Source organism: Ruegeria sp. CRTD044 (assembly GCF_059613485.1).
The window spans coordinates 391,048-409,385 of sequence record NZ_JBXWSP010000011.1; the positions used below are offsets into that span (position 1 = coordinate 391,048).

16 protein-coding genes, 1 tRNA gene and 2 pseudogenes are annotated in these 18,338 nt (G+C 58.4%); 5 read left to right on the forward strand and 14 right to left on the reverse strand.

The window, feature by feature from the left end; translation table 11 throughout:
- Nucleotides 1-3: 3 nt before the first annotated feature.
- Nucleotides 4-1,347 carry a Na(+)-translocating NADH-quinone reductase subunit A gene (locus tag AC2FNL_RS11815; RefSeq protein WP_496833749.1) on the reverse strand — a complete coding sequence of 448 codons (1,344 nt, stop codon included), beginning with the start codon at nucleotides 1,345-1,347 and terminating at the stop codon, nucleotides 4-6.
- A gap of 298 nt (nucleotides 1,348-1,645) precedes the next feature.
- Between AC2FNL_RS11815 and AC2FNL_RS11820 the strand changes: the two genes are divergently transcribed.
- On the forward strand, nucleotides 1,646-2,758 hold the full coding sequence (locus AC2FNL_RS11820; protein ID WP_496833750.1) for a THUMP domain-containing class I SAM-dependent RNA methyltransferase: 1,113 nt from the start codon (nucleotides 1,646-1,648) through the stop codon (nucleotides 2,756-2,758).
- A gap of 105 nt (nucleotides 2,759-2,863) precedes the next feature.
- A tRNA-Pro gene (locus AC2FNL_RS11825) sits at nucleotides 2,864-2,940 on the forward strand.
- Between the two features lie 69 nt (nucleotides 2,941-3,009).
- On the opposite strand, the gene AC2FNL_RS11830 is transcribed toward AC2FNL_RS11825, so the two are convergent.
- From AC2FNL_RS11830 to AC2FNL_RS11860, 7 genes and pseudogenes are all read right to left on the reverse strand, one after another.
- Entirely contained in the window at nucleotides 3,010-3,993 is a 984-nt protein-coding gene (locus tag AC2FNL_RS11830; protein ID WP_496833751.1) for a tyrosine-type recombinase/integrase, read from the reverse strand.
- 17 nt (nucleotides 3,994-4,010) lie between these two features.
- Nucleotides 4,011-4,145 (reverse strand): annotated as a pseudogene (locus tag AC2FNL_RS11835) (excisionase family DNA-binding protein); the annotation flags it as partial.
- Nucleotides 4,146-4,277: 132 nt separating this feature from the next.
- A pseudogene (locus AC2FNL_RS11840) lies at nucleotides 4,278-4,427 on the reverse strand (IS3 family transposase); the annotation flags it as partial.
- A gap of 255 nt (nucleotides 4,428-4,682) precedes the next feature.
- Nucleotides 4,683-5,579 carry an EamA family transporter gene (locus AC2FNL_RS11845; RefSeq protein WP_496833752.1) on the reverse strand — a complete coding sequence of 299 codons (897 nt, stop codon included), beginning with the start codon at nucleotides 5,577-5,579 and terminating at the stop codon, nucleotides 4,683-4,685.
- Nucleotides 5,580-5,756: 177 nt separating this feature from the next.
- Nucleotides 5,757-6,395, reverse strand: a complete 639-nt coding sequence (locus tag AC2FNL_RS11850; protein WP_496833753.1) for a DsbA family oxidoreductase — start codon at nucleotides 6,393-6,395, stop codon at nucleotides 5,757-5,759.
- The gene (wrbA, locus tag AC2FNL_RS11855; protein WP_170446185.1) at nucleotides 6,395-7,018 is read right to left on the reverse strand and encodes an NAD(P)H:quinone oxidoreductase; all 624 of its coding nucleotides are present in this window, start codon (nucleotides 7,016-7,018) and stop codon (nucleotides 6,395-6,397) included. Before wrbA ends, AC2FNL_RS11850 begins: the two co-directional genes overlap by 1 nt.
- 107 nt (nucleotides 7,019-7,125) lie before the next feature.
- Nucleotides 7,126-8,013 carry a LysR family transcriptional regulator gene (locus AC2FNL_RS11860; RefSeq protein WP_496833754.1) on the reverse strand — a complete coding sequence of 296 codons (888 nt, stop codon included), beginning with the start codon at nucleotides 8,011-8,013 and terminating at the stop codon, nucleotides 7,126-7,128.
- Nucleotides 8,014-8,306: 293 nt separating this feature from the next.
- On the opposite strand from AC2FNL_RS11860, the gene AC2FNL_RS11865 reads away from it, so the two are divergent.
- Nucleotides 8,307-8,957 carry a 5-formyltetrahydrofolate cyclo-ligase gene (locus tag AC2FNL_RS11865; RefSeq protein WP_496833755.1) on the forward strand — a complete coding sequence of 217 codons (651 nt, stop codon included), beginning with the start codon at nucleotides 8,307-8,309 and terminating at the stop codon, nucleotides 8,955-8,957.
- Nucleotides 8,958-9,495: 538 nt separating this feature from the next.
- Complete coding sequence (locus tag AC2FNL_RS11870) at nucleotides 9,496-9,693, forward strand: hypothetical protein (RefSeq protein ID WP_496833756.1); 198 nt, start codon at nucleotides 9,496-9,498, stop codon at nucleotides 9,691-9,693.
- 140 nt (nucleotides 9,694-9,833) lie between these two features.
- Here AC2FNL_RS11870 and AC2FNL_RS11875 read toward each other — a convergent pair whose 3' ends face one another.
- Both AC2FNL_RS11875 and AC2FNL_RS11880 read right to left on the reverse strand, forming a co-directional pair.
- On the reverse strand, nucleotides 9,834-11,627 hold the full coding sequence (locus AC2FNL_RS11875; RefSeq protein WP_496833757.1) for a TRAP transporter permease: 1,794 nt from the start codon (nucleotides 11,625-11,627) through the stop codon (nucleotides 9,834-9,836).
- Between the two features lie 72 nt (nucleotides 11,628-11,699).
- The gene (locus tag AC2FNL_RS11880; RefSeq protein WP_496833758.1) at nucleotides 11,700-12,659 is read right to left on the reverse strand and encodes a TAXI family TRAP transporter solute-binding subunit; all 960 of its coding nucleotides are present in this window, start codon (nucleotides 12,657-12,659) and stop codon (nucleotides 11,700-11,702) included.
- A gap of 229 nt (nucleotides 12,660-12,888) precedes the next feature.
- On the opposite strand from AC2FNL_RS11880, the gene AC2FNL_RS11885 reads away from it, so the two are divergent.
- Nucleotides 12,889-13,683 carry an SDR family oxidoreductase gene (locus tag AC2FNL_RS11885; RefSeq protein WP_496833759.1) on the forward strand — a complete coding sequence of 265 codons (795 nt, stop codon included), beginning with the start codon at nucleotides 12,889-12,891 and terminating at the stop codon, nucleotides 13,681-13,683.
- Between the two features lie 502 nt (nucleotides 13,684-14,185).
- Here AC2FNL_RS11885 and AC2FNL_RS11890 read toward each other — a convergent pair.
- The 4 genes from AC2FNL_RS11890 to AC2FNL_RS11905 all read right to left on the reverse strand — a co-directional run bounded on the left by AC2FNL_RS11890 (nucleotide 14,186) and on the right by AC2FNL_RS11905 (nucleotide 18,325).
- Nucleotides 14,186-15,127 carry a hypothetical protein gene (locus tag AC2FNL_RS11890; RefSeq protein WP_496833760.1) on the reverse strand — a complete coding sequence of 314 codons (942 nt, stop codon included), beginning with the start codon at nucleotides 15,125-15,127 and terminating at the stop codon, nucleotides 14,186-14,188.
- 171 nt (nucleotides 15,128-15,298) lie between these two features.
- Complete coding sequence (locus AC2FNL_RS11895; RefSeq protein WP_496833761.1) at nucleotides 15,299-15,532, reverse strand: hypothetical protein; 234 nt, start codon at nucleotides 15,530-15,532, stop codon at nucleotides 15,299-15,301.
- On the reverse strand, nucleotides 15,529-15,819 hold the full coding sequence (locus tag AC2FNL_RS11900; RefSeq protein WP_170342835.1) for a hypothetical protein: 291 nt from the start codon (nucleotides 15,817-15,819) through the stop codon (nucleotides 15,529-15,531). Before AC2FNL_RS11900 ends, AC2FNL_RS11895 begins: the two co-directional genes overlap by 4 nt.
- Before the next feature lie 118 nt (nucleotides 15,820-15,937).
- Nucleotides 15,938-18,325, reverse strand: coding sequence for a zinc-dependent metalloprotease (locus AC2FNL_RS11905; protein ID WP_496833762.1), 2,388 nt, complete (start codon nucleotides 18,323-18,325; stop codon nucleotides 15,938-15,940).
- Nucleotides 18,326-18,338: the final 13 nt, after the last annotated feature.

Sequence of the window (18,338 nt, forward strand, 5' to 3'; positions counted from 1 at the left end):
GGATCAGCCCTCCTTTTCAATCTTGGTCAGGCAGTCGCGCAGCGCCAGCCCGTATTCATACTTGGCCGGACAGGCAAAGCCCACAAGGCCCAAATCCTCTTCGTCCAGCTCCAGCGCGCCCAGGGCCTGCGCCGTGTCGGTATCCATCACCAAAAGCGCCCGCAACAGTTGCGTCGGCAGGTAGTCCTGCGGCATGAGCTCTTCGAAGGTGCCGGTGGGCACCATGGCGCGGCGACCGCCGTTCAGGTTCGATGTGAAGGCGAACAGCTTTTTGGCAAATGCCGAACCCAGAACCGGCTGCACCGCGTATTTCGACGGCATCGGACGGATCCAGCCCATCGGGATCTGGTCGTGATCCTCGCGGATGATGCAGATCTGACGCGCGAAGCGTCCCAGATAGGCGAACGGCCCAGTGGCGTGACGGCCCGACAGGACCGAACCCGAAATGACCCGTGCTTCGCCGTCGACAGTGATCTCGTCGCGGGTCAGATCCTCGGTCGAGGCCCCCATGACGGTGCGGATCAGACGCGGTTGACGCGCGCCGGGACCGGTCAGAGCGACCACCACGTTCGGGTCCAGATGGCCCGACTGCAGCAGCCGCCCGATGGCAATCACGTCCTGATAGCCGATGGTCCAGACGGTTTTCTCGGCGGTCACGGGTTCGAGGAAATGGATATGTGTCCCGGCCAATCCCGCAGGATGGGGGCCGCTGAAGGCCGCGGCCTCGACGCCCGGCAGATCAGTGCCGGGGATCGTGTCGCCATCCTTCTGGCACAGATAGGTCTTGCCCTCGGTCAGCTTGGCAACGGCGGCCAGACCGGCGGCAAAGGCCTCGGCCGCGTCATTGATGATCAGCGCGGCATCGGCGGCCAGCGGCTCGCTGTCCATGGCGGTGACGAAAATCGCGGCGGGCTGGGTGCCCGGCTGCGGCATCTTGGAATAGGGCCGCGTGCGGAACGCGGTCCACAGGCCGGCGGCGCACAGCTTGGCGGTGAGGCCCTGCGCGGTCTCGGCATCGCCCACGCTTGAGAAATCGACACCGGGGTCGTTGGGCTCCGACACTTCGATGACGACGCTCTGCAACACGCGCCTCGCGCCGCGGTTGATGGCCACGACCTTGCCGGTCAGCGGCGCCACCATCATCGCCTCGGGTGCGTCCTTGTGGCAGAACAGCGGCGTGCCGCGCTGGACGAGGTCGCCTTCCTGCACCAGCATCCGTGGTTTGAGACCGATATAGTCTCCGCCCAGTACGCCAACCGAAGAATATGCTGGCCCGGGCTGAATGACCTGTTCAGGCGATCCCTCAATCGGAAGGTCCAGTCCCTTTTTCAGTTTGAAAGTTTGCATGTCGCTACGTTCTTCCAAGCCTTTTTCTTGCGCCCGTCATACAGGGCCCTTTGCTTTGGGCGCTGAATGGCGCGGAGTTTCGTCAAGCCCGTCGCTAAAACGACGAGGACCGGCCGAAACCCGCGGACGTCTCTCTGATTACGGCCCCTTTACGCGGCGAAGCGGCCAAACGCAAACCTGTTACCGCCCAAATCGCGCGCCGTGTATATATTTTTACCCGAAACCACGGGCAGAATACCAAAAACTTGGTAGGAAATTTCGTGTCGCACGGACGGCCCTGCTGTTATAAGCAGCCGGAATGGACAACACCGATCTTGAGATTTTTCTGGTCGCGACACCCGGTCTGGAGACTCCCCTCCTTGCCGAAGCGCAGGAGGCCGGATTCGCAGAGGCCCGGCTCGCACCCGGAGGTGTCACGGTTCGTGGCAACCTGCGCGAGGTCTGGCGGGCCAATCTCCAGTTGCGCGGGGCCAACAAGGTGTTGGTTCGGGTGGGCTCGTTCCCGGCTGTGCACCTGGCTCAGCTGGACAAGCGGGCGCGAAAGTTTCCGTGGGGAGTTTTTCTGAAACCCGACGTTCCGGTCCGGGTTGAGGCCACCAGTCGAAAGTCCCGCATCTATCATGCCGGCGCCGCACGGCAACGGATTGAAGGCGCGATCTCTGACACGTTGGGGGCTCCGATCTCGTCCGAGGCGACGGTCCGCGTTCTACTGCGAATCGAGAAAGACATCTGCACACTTTCCCTCGACAGTTCCGGAGAGGCGCTGCACAAGCGTGGGCACAAAGAAGCGGTCGCCAAGGCCCCCATGCGCGAAACGATGGCGGCGATGTTTCTGCGCAATTGCGGCTTTGACGGATCTGAACCGGTGCTGGACCCGATGTGCGGCTCGGGCACTTTCGTGATCGAAGCCGCGCAGATCGCGATGGGCCTGCCGCCCGGCCGCGACAGAGCCTTTGCCTTTCAGGACTTTGCTGGATTCGACCCCAAGGCATGGGCAGAACTCCGCGCCGACTGGGTCGCGACGCAGACAGATACCGTGTTCTTTGGCTCGGACCGGAATGACGGGGCGATCGCGGCCGCGCAGGCAAATGCCAGCCGCGCCGGGGTGGACGGCGCGACGCAATTCCAAAAACGCGCAGTCGCTGACCTGAAACCGCCCATGGGCGGGCCGGGCCTGGTAATCGTCAACCCACCGTATGGGGCACGCATCGGCGATGAAAAACGCCTGCGGTCGCTGTATGGCAGCTTTGGCAAGGTGATGTTGTCCAGGTTTTCCGGCTGGCGTGTCGGCGTCGTTACCAGCAACCAGTCTCTGGCGCGCGCCACCCGCCTGCCGTTGCTGCCTCCGGGTCCGATCGTCGATCATGGCGGCACGAAGATACGCCTCTATCAAACCGAGGCCCTGCCCTGACCGGACAATTCCTGCGGGTCCAAGCGGCATAGCCAGTTCGGACAAAAAGCACACAGAATCCCTCTTGCGCATCAAATCCACTGGGTATAGATCACGCGCCACGGTCGGAGTGTAGCTCAGCCTGGTAGAGCACTGTCTTCGGGAGGCAGGGGTCGGAGGTTCGAATCCTCTCACTCCGACCAATAAATCAAGGCGCCCTTTGGCGCCTTTTGGTGGCAGGACAGAGCCCCAAGGTTCGTTGAACCTCATTGCTATTCGAACTCCAGAACTCTGGCAGTCTTCCGCAGATGCTCGGGACTGAACCGAGCATAGGTCGGCGCCGTGATTCTGGTATCGGTGTGGCCGAGATACTGAGCTATCTCATCCATCGAAATTCCTGCTTCAGCCATATGGACTGCCGCAGTATGCCGAAGAACATGCGGCAAAACGTTCCGCAGCCCAGCGGCGTCCGCAGCCGCCTTGAACCCTTTCTTGATAGACTTCACAGGACCGCCCGCCCATTCAATCACATACTCCGAAAGTGCCGCTTCGTGTGCGTCTATCAATGCTGAGTCGAGACCGTCGGTCATGGGCACTATGGCGCGGCCCTTTCTGCGCCCCTCACCGGTGCGAAGAATTATCTGGCGGCGCGAAAAATCTACCCTGTCCCAGGTGAGTGCCAAGACGGCAGTCACTCGTGCCGCTGTCGACAGCATCAGCCGGATCGCCAGTTTGATGTGGGGTGCGCAATCAACTGAAAGCAGCTTCTTGATCTCGTCTCGCGTTAAGTGTCTCTCTTTCGGCGCAGGTTTGCTAGGGCGTTCTATGTAGGACGCTCGCTCAATCAGCCCTGTCTTCTCCGCCCAATTCAAACATGTTCTCAGTTTCCCCAGTTGGGTCCAGATCGTTCCATCCTGAATTCCCGCTCTCTTCCGGTCCGCAATATAGGCACGGCAGTCATTCGCACTGATCTGATCAGGGCGAAGAGATCCGAACCATGGCAGAACCGAACGCCCTGTGTATTTCATGTCTTCATGGACCGGGCGGCCTACGACGGTTTCGCTATATGCATGCCAGATCATTTCCACGGTCAACTGGCTTTTCTGGGCTGTTGCGGAGAGGAGGATATCCCGCGCTTCTGCTTCAGCTGCCTCACGGGTTTCCGCATCACGACGATACCGGCGTCTTTTTCCACCTTTCTCATACCAGACAACGACGAAGCGACCTTTGAGGCGGCCGATTGTGTATTCCTGCACTGCTCAAATTCCTCTACTGCCTGTGAAGGGATGCGAAAAAGCCGACCAATTCTAAACGAACTCAGTCGGCCTGACTTGCAGAGCTGCCGCACAGTTTCAGCGCTGCAATCCCAACGCTTTGCAAGGGATTCCGGGGTATACGGTCGTGTCACCTTTTGCTCTCCTCGATCAAGTTGAGTTGTCTATAGCGACGAGGAGCTGCGATGCGCGAAGTTTTGGGAGAAAAAGTTTAAGATATTGAAAATAAACGAAAGAAATTCTGACCTGCCCCGCTGGCCCCTCGTTCATGACGAAAGTGTGCGGGTTTGATTTTGGTAGTCGTCGGTTTCGGGTTTGGCAAGCGCGCCGGGCGCGGAGCCCTCAAATTGCTCATGCGTCCGGCGCGCCTCGGCCGGCGTTTTGTTCCCGAGCGATGGGTGCGGCCCGACGGTGTTTTAAAACGGCTCTTCCGCATTCGTCTGCTCCTACATAGGTTGGGCAGACTCTACTTCATGGTGAGTGATTTTGCGGGGAGCAGGTCAAAGGCAATGTTCGCTACGACCAGATGCCGGGCAGGACCAGCATGCTTCGTGCCGCACTACTGGTCGCGGACATGGTCCTGACCGGAAACGAATTCTACGGATACTCGCTCTAATGACTTGAGCATGCGGTCGACATTCTGAGCTGTCCACATGCCGACGGAAAAACCATCAGACGGACTCGACTGTCGATGATCGCCAAATATTTGAACCCAAATTGTCCTTTCGGTTTACTCTTTGGCCGATCAAAACAGAGCCAATAACTAGGGTTGATCCTATCAACTGTGTGAGGCTCAACCCCTGTCCAAGAAATACCCAACCGAGCACGACAGCTGTCAAGGGGCTCATCATCCCAAGCATCGAAACCGCACTGGGCTCCAGGCGCGCTATGCCACGGAACCAAAGAGCATAGGTAGCTGCAGCACCAATCAATCCAAGCCACAAAAGACCGGCAACATTTGTCGCGCTGAGCGCAGGTAGAGGCGGTTCAAAGATCAAAGCCACGGGTACCAGGATCAAACCACCAGCCGTCAACTGCCAAGCGGTGAAGCTCAGTGCTGAGACTGGTGGTAGCCATTTCCGGCTGAGAACAGTTCCCGCCGCCATCGACGCGGCCCCGCCAAGACCGGCGGCAACACCGACAGGGTCCAACGCGGCCTCCGGTGTGACAAGCAACAGGGCCACTCCCACGACACCAGTCGCTGCTGCCACAACTGCCCCGATCCGGATGGGGGTGCCGAGCCAGCCATGCGCCATGAAGATAACCATCATTGCCTGAAGAGCACCCAAGGTCGCCGCAACGCCGCCTGGAAGGCGATAGGCTGCAATGAACAGCAGCACCCAAAACACTGCAAAATTGAAGGCGCCCAGCAGAAAGACCCTACCCAGCCAGGCGCGATGAGGCAGACAGCGTGTCAGCGCCAGAAGAAGCAGCCCGGCCGGTAGCGCGCGCAAAGCTGCCAAGGTGATCGGGTAGCCGTCCGGCAAAGCCTCGGTCGTAACCAGGTAGGTGCTGCCCCAGACGGCGGGCGCCAGAGCGGTCAGAAAGATGTCGGTTGTGCGGGACATGGCAGAGCTCCAGATTCTTAATCACCACAGAGTGTGGATCTTCAAGCGGGGACGTTGCGGACACGGGGGAAGCCCCATGTCGCGACGTAGTTCAGGTGGCAGATCGCAACGCACATGGCGTGGCGGTTGGATGGGTTTGAAAACCCGTCGAATGATGCGTTTCATGGCGTTCTCCTTTCAGGCGACCAGGCGCATGGCAGTTCGCAACTGCGCGGCAAGGTCATCGGTTGGCCCATTGACCAGACGAGTGCCGGTTTCTCGTATGATGAGGGTCGGAACAGAGTGAACTTGCAGAGCGCGCGCGCGGTGTCGGTCTTGCTCCACCGCCCGGGCCGATGCTGGGTCCCGGAACACTTCGGCGAACAAGCGCGGGTCGTGACCCAGTTCGTCTGCGACGCTAAACACAACCTCGGTGTCCGCGACGTTGCGCGCCTCGCTGAGATGGGCCAATTGGAGGCGGTCGAACATATCCCAATGGGCAGGTTGTCCGCCCAAGCGTTCCGCTGCCTTGCAACCGATGGCTGCGGTCATTCCGTGCGGATAGTCGAATTTAGCCGTGCGCATCGCATCGATATCAACCAATTCGGGCCGGTCGCTGACCTGTCGGCAAACCGACCAATGGCCAAGGATGGTATCACGGGCCTGATCCGCTGTGCCCCACCGCTCTGCCATTTCTGCGCGACTTGCCTGCAGGATAAAAGTTCTATGCACGACCTTCAGATCGAACTCGGTGGCAAGTTCGCGCAGCCGCGAGGAAATGTTGAAACACCAGCAGCACACGACATCGTGGTAGAACTCTACAGTGAGGGGCGCCATCACGCGGCCTCCTCATGAAGGTTCGCCCCGGCCAGCCGCACTGCGATTCGCGCAACATGTTTGCCCTGAAACCGCGCACCGGCGAGATCCTTCTCTGTCGGACTGCGCGATCCATCCGCGCCAGCGATGGTGCCAGCGCCGTAGGGCGCGCCGCCGACGATTTCGTCAGCCGTGGTTTGGCCAACATAGGTATAAGGCATGCCAACGATCAGCATTCCAAAGTGCTGGAGCGGGACTTGCGTAGTAAGCAGCGTCGCTTCGTGCCCGCCATGCTGCGAGCCGGTGGAGGCAAAAACCGCCGCGACCTTGCCAACCAGTGCATTGCGCGCCCAAAGGCTGCCGGCTTGATCGAGAAAGGATTTCATCTGACCGGCCATCATGCCGAACAGGGTTGGTGTGCCAAAGATGATGGCGTCGTAGCGCTCAAGGTCGGCAGGGCTTGCCACAGGGGTTCTGTCGTCTGTGAACCCTGCTTTTTGGCGAATTTCTTCAGGAACGGTTTCCGGAACGCGACGCAGATCGACATGTGTGCCGGCGACGCTGCGTGCGCCTTCCGCCTCAGCCTCTGCAAGGGCGCGGACGTGACCGTAGCTGGAATAGTAAAGAACGAGAATGCGTGTCATTTTGAACCTCTCAGGCGTGACGTTTGCTTGCCAGAGAGAATGGGAAATACCCGACCACGCAGTAAGCGGTCTGGTTTGACTTCATTCTTTACGCAGGTTGAATAATCTCAGTCGCGCAAGGCCGATCGCAGATGATCGACAAAGGCCGATACCTTTGCGTCCGCACCCAGTCTTGATGTTGTTACGGCAAAGATTTCAGGCGCCGGGAGCTCGTAGTCAGGAAGAACGCGGACCAGATCTCCGCGCGCTTCGGCGCGGCGCGAGACGAAATCGGGCAAGGTCCCGATACCTTGACCGGAAATCAGCAAGTCTCGCAGAACAAGACTGTTCCCCACGCGGATCATTGGGTCGAGCTCAACTGTGGTTGTCCCATCCGGACCAGTAAGCGTCCATGTGGTGAGGTGATCGGCAAGAAGAAATCCGATCACTTTGTGCCGGGCTACGTCCTCGGGTTTTTCCGGCATTCCGGCCGACGCAACATAAGCTGGTGAGGCATACACTCTTTGCCGCACCGCTCCGATCTTTCGGGCAACCAACGCCGAGTCTGGCATCGCTGCACGAATGCGGATCGACACGTCAAAACCGCCTTCAACCATGTCGACGACGCGATCATCCATCGACAGCGTGACCCGCAAATCAGGGTAGCTCGCCATGAACCCCGGCAGCATCGGTGCAATCACCTCTTGGCCAAAAGAGCTGGACGCATTGACTCGCAGGTGTCCCCGGACCGCTCCGGCCCCCTCCCGGATGCGGTTCTCAACGTCGCCTACCGCAGCGAGAATGTTTTGCGCCTCCTCGTAATATAGTCGGCCCGCATCGGTGAGTGACATGGACCGAGTGGTCCGGGTCAGAAGAAGCGTGCCCAAGCTTTCTTCCAAGAGCCTGACCTCTCGGCTCAGCAACGCTGGCGACACGCCTAAGTCCTCGGATGCGCGCGCAAAGCTGCCGCGTTCCACGATGCGCCGAAAGGCGTGCATGACCGCCAGCTTGTCCATATCGGGCACCCTTTCTGTCGAATTGACGGCCCTAGCAGACGTATTTGCGCGCAAATAACGCGCATCCATTTCCTACGGCGGCGGCCTAAAACTTGTGCTTCCAAAATCTCCGCAGGCAACGCTCTGGACAACGCTTGATACGTAGGAGATCGCTGTCTCAAGTATGAAAACACCCGCACTGCAGTCAAGGCTGCGACAAGCGCCAAATCGGTTGATTTGAATGATCGGGCTCAACAACCAGTAGTATTGAATCATTTGCAAACTAATTGCAGGGTGCCACAGGAGGCAACGGCATGAGTGATGACAATTCGGATCTTGGCGGTTCAGCACCCTGCTTCCAACATCTGATCGTCGCCGGAGTTAGTATCGACCGCGAAGCCGCGCGCGATGTTGCGCGTTTCCGGCAGGCCGAGCGGGCTCGACTGTTGGCACAGAGAAAGATGCCACTTCAAGAACGGGAACATGCCACCAAAACATTGGTCGCGGGGTTGGAGAGCGTCATCACTCCGGAGCCAGGACTGAAGATCGCGATTTATTGGCCCATTCGCGGCGAACCTGATTTGCGGCAATGGATGGCGTCGATTTATAAAGCCGGAGCCACGGTTCTTCTGCCTGTTGTGGGAGGAAAGGACCAGCCGCTTGAATTCCACAAGTGGTCCCCTGGCTGCGAAATGATGCGCGGCGTGTGGAACATTCCGGTTCCCAAAAACAGCTGCGCAGACGTGCCGGACATCGTCATTGCACCATTGGTCGGTGTTGACGAAAGCCTCTACCGGCTGGGCAATGGCGGTGGATATTACGACAGAACGCTAGCGTCCTTGGATCCACGTCCACATGTAATTGGCGTGGGTTTCGCAAATTGCGTGATCGAAACCATCTTCCCGATGCCTTGGGATGTGCCGATGGATGAAATCGTGCTGTCCGATGGGAAAAGCTTACCTTGACTCAAATTGGTGTGTTTGCGCCAAGTGTCTCTAACAGATGCTTACGCACCAGGCTCACTTTCCCGCTCGGACAGCTTGACGTTGCCACCCCGGTCAACAGCGTCGCAGTGCAGCCATGGCACCCCATCACAACGCGCTGACTACACTGACGGACACACCGCTCTAATACACTCGAAAGATTTTTCCGGAGGCCCGCCAACTAGAGTGCTGGCCCCGGGACCGACCGAGATTGGATTTGCAGTCGAACAGACCGCAGCCAGCGAACAAAGCGTGCCTGGTCTCTTACTGAATGGGAGCTTTGGCTCTCTGAACTGCGCCAAGCCAAAATGCATCCCCTTTCGCACATCGAAAGAATTCTAAGACTTCATTCTTTCGTAAGCGCTACGGATCCCGCGAACAGGATCATGAGCCATTCCTGGTCCCGGCGGTCAGTGATCTGTGAACAGACCAGTCAGCTATTCAAAGGCCAACTGTTTCCTGGGTGATTGCCACAGGTGAAGCCATCGCCTACGATTCACGGCTAGACGGAGGAAACGGAATGGCACAGACAGACGAAAGCAAAAAACAAGACCTCCACAAGCGTCCGGGACGGGATGAAAACACAGGGCGCACGCGAACCGGTTTGTCATCAAGCCAGGAGGGGTCCGGCGAAAATGTGACTCGTCGAGAGCGCTTGCATGCCATTGCAAACGACGCGGAAAAGCGGCTCAAGGGATCGATGAAATTGCTGTCTTGATGGCTTTCTCGTTGCATCAGGACCTCGGCATATTTCATCATCACTATGCAATGATCGAAGGCGATAAGTCCGGATCTTAGCAACAGGCCGCGACTCCCGAAAAACGATGCGTTGGCGAACGCCACAACCCGTGATCCAACTCACACAATCACCGGCCCCAAAAGGATCGCAACGCTCGCGAGGCCCAAGGCCGTTCTCACCAAAATATTTGCCCGCCCAATCAGCGCGAAAGACAACGCTGACAGCCCAAGGGCCAAGGCAACAAATGCCGTAATAGCAGCAACTGGCTCAGACGGAAGTTGGATCAGATCCGGCCAAGTGATCATCCCGACCGGGATCAAATAGAGGCCGACACCTAAAGCCATCGCTGTCAGCGCCACCTTGATCCAGTTTTCTCCCGCCATCCCAGCAGCGATGAAAACAGCCCCACAAACGGGTGGCGTAATCGTGGATAACAGCGCGAACCAGAAAACGAACAAATGTGCTTGGAGTGGCTCAAGGCCAAGCTGCATCAAGGCCGGGCCGGCCACCGATACGCAGATCACGTAAGCCGCCGTTGTCGGCACTTCCATGCCCAGGATCAGGCAGGCAATGGCAGTCAACAACAAGGATGCCCACAACACGCCCCCAGACCCTTCGAGGATCACGGAAGTGATCTTTACGCCCAGCCCGGTCGCCCCCAAGACGCCGATAATGATCGAGGCGCAGAAGATGATAGCCGCGATCATGGACACTTGCCGGGATGCGGTGACCAGCGCTTGGATTATGCGGGCTGCGGTCCTGTTCACGTCGAACGTCAGCTTGCCATCGATCAGCAACAGGAATGCTCCTGCGAAAATGGCAAGGCATGCCGCATATTGGGGCGTGTAGCCGGCTGCGAACATTCCGACCATCAACACGCTGAAGGGCACGAGGAAGAACAGGGACGTTACGACCACATCGCGCGTTTTCGGGCGTTGTGATGGGTCCAAGCCCTTGAGCTCAAACCGGGTGGCGTAGGCGTTGATACCCACCCAGACCGCCAAGAAATAGAGAATGGCAGGCAGAAGCGCGGCTCCCATGATCTGGGTATAGGGGACGCCCGTGAGCTCGACCATGACAAAGGCGCCTGCTCCCATCAGCGGCGGCATGATCTGTCCGCCCGAACTTGCAACGGCTTCGACACCCGCCGCCAGCCGCTTAGGGTATCCCAACCGCATCATGGCGGGGAGCGTAATGGCTCCGGTCGAAGCAACATTTGCGCTGGCCGAACCGGATATGGAGCCAAACAGCGCAGACGACAAAACGGAAACCTTGGCCGCTCCGCCTTTGAGCCGGCCAGCGGCAGCAGCCGCTACATTCATGAAGCCCTGTCCCGCCTCGCCGGCGTTCAAGACGGCGCCAAATATCACGAAAATCGAGACCACGCCGACGGAGACGGCCGTAAGGCTGCCCCAGATGCCACCTTCGGCAATGGTCATCGAACCAAGGAAGGAACGCAGAGGCATTCCCGAATGACCAAACTCCCCGGGAATGTGCTGACCGAAAAATGCATAGAGAAGCGCGAGGGCTGCCACTGTGGGAAGCGGCCAGCCGATGGCGCGCCTTGCGGCTTCAATTACCACGGCCAAAAGCGCAAATCCTACTGCGACCTGAAAACGGCTTTCCAGAAAACCATATTGGTCCCCCAGCATTTCGTGGTTCCAGGCCACCCAAAGCGCCGAGGCGACACCGATTGCGGAAAGCACCGCACCTGAGACAAAACGAGCGCGATCGACCACGCCGAACAAGAACACCCAAGGCAGAATGAGCGCTAGGTGCAACGGTCGACTGACCAGGTTGGGAACAAGGCCTAGAAAGACCAACCCGATGTGGAAAGCGACCAGAGCCAATGCCAAGGCAATCCACAAGGCTCGCAGGCTCCACTTTTGCGGAAGATCAACCGATCCGGTCACGTTGTTTCCTTCCCGACAGAAAAACCGGGCCAATTTCGGCCCGGCCTCAGCTTAAACTATTCGAAGGGTGAGCTACATTTGGTCGTCAGTCAGCGCAATGCCCGCTTCCTTGTAGTAACGTATTGCTCCGGGATGGATCTTGCCCGTGATGTTATCCATCAGGTCGGTATCAACACCGGCCCACCAGGCCGCAGTATCAGCCATCGCATTCTTGCTTTCCCAGAAGGTCTTGGTCAGCTGATAGGCGGTGTCATCGTCCATCTTGGTGGTGGTATATGCAACGACTGGCAAAGAAGTCGTCACGATATCCTCATCCTGACCAGCATAGGTGCCGACCGGTATTACCAGACGGGCGCGCTTGGTCTGCGCGACTTGGTCGTCACTCAGGGACAGCACTTTCACACCGGCCGAAGCGGCGGCTTCCACCACATTCGGGGCGGGCCAGGAGCCGGCGGTAACAAAGCCGTCGATCTGGCCGTTTTTCAGGGCGGCGACAGCGTTGGAGAGCTCTGCATCGGCAATGTTGACTTTGCCTTCAAGTCCAAACAAGTTCAGGTATTTCTCGCCTTCGCGCGCGCCAAAACTGCCTTTTCCCAAGAGGATGGTTTTGCCTTCCATGTCTTCAAAGCTATCGATCCCGCTGTCCGCGGAAACAACAAAATGCATGGTCAAGGAAGGGATCGGGAACAGGGCGCGGATCTCGTCAAAGGACGGATCGCTTTTGCCCTCGAACATCGCTTTTCCGCCCTGAGCCAGCCCAACCAAGGCCGGCGGTGTAGTGAACACATAGTCGCCACCGCGCGCGCGAACTTCCATTACGTTCTGAACCGAACCCTGACCTTCTTCGACGGTCACAATGATGTTCCCGTCCGATCCGGCCTTCATGGCTTCGGCGATCTGGACGCCCATTTGGTAGTATGAAGTCCCCGCCTTGGCGGACTTGTAGGTCACGCGCGTTTCGGCCCAAACCGGAGATGACACGACCACCGTGGCGGCTACGGCGGCAACCATGCGCTTGAAATTGTCGAACATTTGAGAGTCTCCCTTTGATAGCAGCGATAAAGCACTCAGACTGATCCGGGGTCAATGGCCCGGGATCTCGGTGGCGCGGGGCGTCTCTGGTTCACCAATCAGGAAGTTGTGGAACCAAGGTCCGACAGACTGGTGTTGTCTTTGCTATTTGACTACATGAAAAAGGCAGGTGGCAAACCGCATTTAGGTGAAACGCCTAGCCTTCGCAGATCTGTCTCAGGAGCGTGTGATGTCCAGGTTGGAAAAGAAAACCGCTCTTGTGACCGGAGGAGCCCGAGGAATAGGACTGGCCATCGCCAGAGCGTTTCGCGAAGAAGGCGCTGACGTCATTCTGACAGATGTCGACGCCAAAAACGGCCAAAGTTCCGCAGATGAAATCGACGCAATATTCCGCGAGCTTAACGTCTCGTCGGAGGCGGATTGGCAAAGGGTTGAGGCTGAATTTCCGGTGTTGGACGTGTTGGTGAACAACGCTGGTGTAACGGGCTTTGAATCTTCCGCGACCGGCACCCCTCCTGCACACGATCCTGAGCACGCCAGCCTGGCTGACTGGCGAGCCGTCCATGCCGTGAACAACGACGGGACTTTCTTGGGCTGCCGTTATGGGATCAAGGCAATGCGAAGGAATGGTGTCGGATCGATCATCAATATCTCCTCCCGATCTGGCCTTGTTGGAATCCCGATGGCGGCGGCCTATGCGGCTTCCAAGGCTGCAGTTCGCAATCATACAAAGTCCGTTGCCTTGTATTGCGCAAGCCAAGGCCTTGCGATCCGATGCAATTCCATCCATCCCGCGGCTATCATGACACCGATGTGGGAGCCGATGCTGGGTGAAGGACCAGACAGAGCTGAGCGTGAAGCTGCGATGGTCGCGGACACTCCATTGCGACGGTTTGGAACTACCGAAGAAGTCGCGGCTCTGGCTGTGCTTCTCGCTTCCGACGAAGCTACTTACATCACCGGTGCCGAATTATCGATTGACGGAGGCATACTGGCAGGTTCCGCAGCGACCCCGGGACGCTAGCTCAATACCAACCAGGATGATTGGCGACCTAACCAAGCGCGAACGTATCGGCCAAATCGCAGTCAGACAACTAGGCTCGGGACCCAAAAAATAACCACATTCTCAGCGGCGGCTTCTACCTACAACCGAACGTAGGAAGAATTGCGTCAACGGCGAAGCTGCGGACAAAGCCCTCGTTCGTTGATCGCAATCTAGGGTCTGCACTCGGCCCTAACCGGACCTTCACCGTCAGGCTTTGCGAACGCCGAAATGCGGGACAAACCCGCCGCTCACCAGACTCAACTAGACGTCGGCCAACTGAGCTTTGCCAGCCTTCTCGTATTGTGACGGCTTCGCAAGTGCAACATAACTCCGCGTGTAGCGAACGACGCAGTGCGGCCGTTAGTCAAAACTCAAAGCGGACGACCGCTAAGGGCACCTTGTTCGGCAAAATGTGCTGGTCACAGGTGGGTTTCATAAACCGTTTTTTGCAAGCTGCAGTTATTACTGGCGATTGAATCAATTAGCGCTCATGCAGTTGCTCACGCAGCGCAGCAACTGCCGACGGAAGATCGTCCTCGAAACCGGGAATGAACGCCTGCTGGATCGCAGCATTCAACGCGTCGTCGGCAGCTGCCTCGGCTGCGGTGGCCGATCCGGAAAGGGTCTCGAACTCCTCGAAGGCCTCAAGGACCAGAAGCGGCTCTCGCAGGATGCCCTGAACCGTCATGCTGATCGACATGTGTTCGACTTGGTTGTTGTTCTCCGGCGGGCCAACGAATTCAGGTGCAAAGCCGGAAACGCCCCAGATCGATGAGTTGTCCAGTTCGATCCCGGTTTCATATTGCCAGATCGTTCCAACATGGAACCGCGTGGTGAATCCGTGGTTGAACAGCTTGATATGTGTGAGTGGGTTGCGGCGCGAGGACCCCACAATCAATTGCTGCCAGAGGTAGAGCGCCGCCTGCTCCCTTCCGCGAATGTATTCCGAAGTCTCCAGCATGTGCTCCGGCGGAACTATCTCAATCAGTTTGATTGCTGCCTGGAACAGGTCAAGCGCCGTGTCGAGCGCCGTGTCATCAGTGCCGCCCCCTGACATCTCGGCCAGCTTGAAGGCGTGAAACCGGGTGTAGGCGCCGCCGAGCGCTTCAAGGTATGGTTCGCCCTCTACTGACGCAAGCGCGTCGACAACGCGATAAGCATCCCAACCATCTGCGCGCAACTGGTCGGTATCCACGTCCCAGAAGGTCGATGGAATCTGGCGGCCGAAATCACCGGTTCGAAGAGCGAGCACCCTGAGCCCCGCGGCATATTCCATCAGTTGCTGGGATGAGACCACACCGTCATCGAGGCGGGCGAGATGACCGGAGATAGAAATGTCGCCCAGAAGTGGCTTTTCGCTCAGGCCCGCATCTCGCAACGCCTGTTCCACTTGAACTCGGGTCGCCTCGGCAACAGACGCCAATCCTGTTTCGGCTTTGGAAATCGCGCTACCTTCCAGCCGTTGCTCCGGAAGCCCGAAGAACAGAAACCGAACCTGTGGAACGGCCAAAACGACGACCGCAAGCGCCAGACAGCACAAGGTCCCAGTCCATACCAACCATTTCATAACTCATCCGGCCCCTGTACACCGCGATTATTTCGTAAGCGCATCGAAGTCGGATGTATCCACATCGGCGACAGCTTCCTGTGCGATCGCATCGTAATCGGTCGCTTTGTTGGTTTCCTCAGCGACCTCCGCTGCAAGCGCAGCCGAGGCCCCGATGGTCGCGGCCGTCCGCACCTCGTCTTCGCTGGCGTCGCAGGCGGCTAGCACACTCAGGCAGATGACGATTGCCGGTGCCAGAGCTCGTCTATTTTGCGATGTCACTTGGTGTAATCCTCGAACCCTTCGACATTGCCGCCGATGACCGTGCAGTTGCCTGCGGCTTGAATTGTCGGCTGGTCCCAGTTGACATTCCAGTTCACGACGATGGTGTCGCCGTTTTCCGAAGCGGGAAACACCGAAATCGCAGCATTGGGCAGATCCGCGAACTCGGGAACTTGCCACAGGTAGTCGTGACAGGTCTTGAGGGCGTTGGTTATCTGCCTGTCAAAGGCTTGGGCAGCATTGGCTGCAACCATCAATGTAAGGCAGGCGCCGATAGTTTTTAGCATTGAAAATGTCCTTTCAGATTTCAGTCGTGATCAGCCTAGTGGGCCATCAGACTTCGTCAAACAGAATAGGTTCTTTCTGGGCCTTCAATCCTTGCGCTGGACCGTCGAGCCAGCACCGCTACTGCTCCTCTTCGCCTTGTTTGGAAAGACCCTTACCCAGCATAGCGTTCACACGGTCGAGTTCCGCGCTCGCTATCTCCCCGATGGAGGTTCCTTTCAGTCCGCCAGCTGTGACCATGGCAACCTCCAAGGGGTACTCGGCATCGACCAGTGCGACAAGATCCTCGGCATTGCCATCCTCGGTGGTTAGGTCGGTCAGGATGTCGATATAGGCTATAATTGCACCGTTCTGCGCTGGCGAAACCAGTTCCTTTGACGGCAGATCGCTCAATAGTGTTTCGGTGACCAGCGAGACGTATTCCTGCAGCGACATGGCTGTGTCGCCCAGGAGACGACGTTGCATGTAAACCATCCTGACGCTCTTCCGGTTCAGAACTTCGTTCATGATCTGCGCCGCTGCGTTTTCGACCGAAATCAACCCTCCGATCGGCCGAAAACGTCCGAGCAAGTCCGGGTCAGCGAAGGCATTGAGGCCATGGATAGCTTCACCGGTAAGAAACTCCACGGCCCGCCTCTGCTCTTCAGGGTCTACATAGGCGAACGGTCGGTCGTCGCCGGAGGTCTGCGTAACACCGCCGATCAGCTTGCCGACGCTTCCAGCGATACCGACATAGCGATTGAGCGCGTCTCCGTAGGTCTCCTCCAGCATGGCTTGTGGATCGCGCGCGTCCTCTACTGCCAGGGGCAACGCCGCAAGGCTCGCGTGCAGCGCGGCGATCCCCGCGCGCGTCGCCAGGATCCTGTCTGCCCCAATGTTCTCAGTCTGAACACGGTGATCGAACTGAGCAAGATACTCCTCGCCACGTTCGCCTGCTCCCCAAATGAGTTCGGGGCGCTCCTCGGCTTCCGCCGCGATGGAATCAAGCTCCTCTGCGTCGACATCGGAAGAATACCCCCATCGGATGGCGTGCCTATCGTAGGCGCCAATGATAGGAATGAGTTGCGTGACGCCATCATCCGGCTCCGCCACGTAATTGAACCGCCCATAGGCCATAATGGATGACGTGCTGCCGTTCTCCGCAGTAAATAACGGGTCCCTGAGCTGCGCCGTCGACCAGGCCGTCGAGGCGCGGTGGTTGTGCCGCAACCCGAGCGTATGGCCCACCTCATGTGACACGACGTACCGCAGGATGCGCCCCCGCAATTCCTCCGGCAGCGGCAGTTTGGCCGCGGCGGGATCGGTCCGGTGCATCAGCAAATAGTAGTAGCGGCTGAAAAGGTTCACTACGTCCGGCCAAACCAGAATATGGGCGGAGAGAATTTCGCCAGAGCGGGGGTCGTGAATGTTAGGCCCCATCGCGTTCTGCACCGGCTGTGCAACCCAGCGGATCACACTGTGGCGAACATCTTCCGGGGACCAGTCCGGGACTTGATCCCGGCTTGGCGCGTCACGGGCTATGATTGCATTTGTGAACCCCGCAGCCTCGAAGGCGGTCTGCCAGTCCTCCACTGCCTGGCGAATGTAGGGACGCCAACGATCAGGGATTTCACGGGATAGATAGAAAACGATCGGTTTAACCGGGTCCGACGGGCGTGGTGCATCCGGGTCGGCGTGTTCCAGGCGGAAGCGAAGGGCAGCACGGTCGCGTGATTGCACATCGCCGAACGTGCTTTCAAAAACAAGATATTCGGTGAAGAAAAATCCAACCCGGTCGTCATAGGGGCGACGCTCCATCGGGGTTTCCGGCAATACGGCAATCGAGTGCGCCGTTTCCACCGAAATCGGCTGTGCCAGCCCGGCCTGATCGGTCGCCTCGAAGGTCAGTTGCGAGCGGACAAAGAGGTTGTCGGGATAAACTGATGCTTCAGCAACGTAGGATCGGCCGGGATCGTTCGGCCCGGGAGCGAGGCCGGTAGATGCCAATTGGGCGGCGACCGAGTAACCGACGATATCGCCCCCGAACACCTCCTGCAAATCCACAAGTACGGCGCCAGTGTCGCTTTCCGCGAGGATCGGGAAATCGACGATGATGGGACCAAGGTTGGCGCGTTCCACAGCGAGGTTCACGGGGCGAAGCTTGTCACGTCCGCCAGTGTAATAGGGATCGCCCGAAACCTTTTCGAACGAGGTCCCTGAAAGGGACCGCACCATGACCCGATCGGGCCGCCGTTCCAACTGGATCAGGCGGGCCCCCAAGGCGTTTCCGCCGAATGCCACTGCGTCGGTGGGATATCCGGAAACTTCGGCGTACCAGATCAGGCTGCGTTCGAACATGTCGCGCGGTATCGCAAGCAACAGATCGCTGTCTTTTTGGTAGAGGTCGAAGACTCCAGATCGAACCTCGGCACCGGCTATACGCTCCTGAAAGCTCGCCGATTGCGCCCTGGCATTGGCGGGCATCAGCGGGACTGCAAGGGCAATGCAAAGTGCGAATGCCAGGCGCATCATGGTTCTCCTT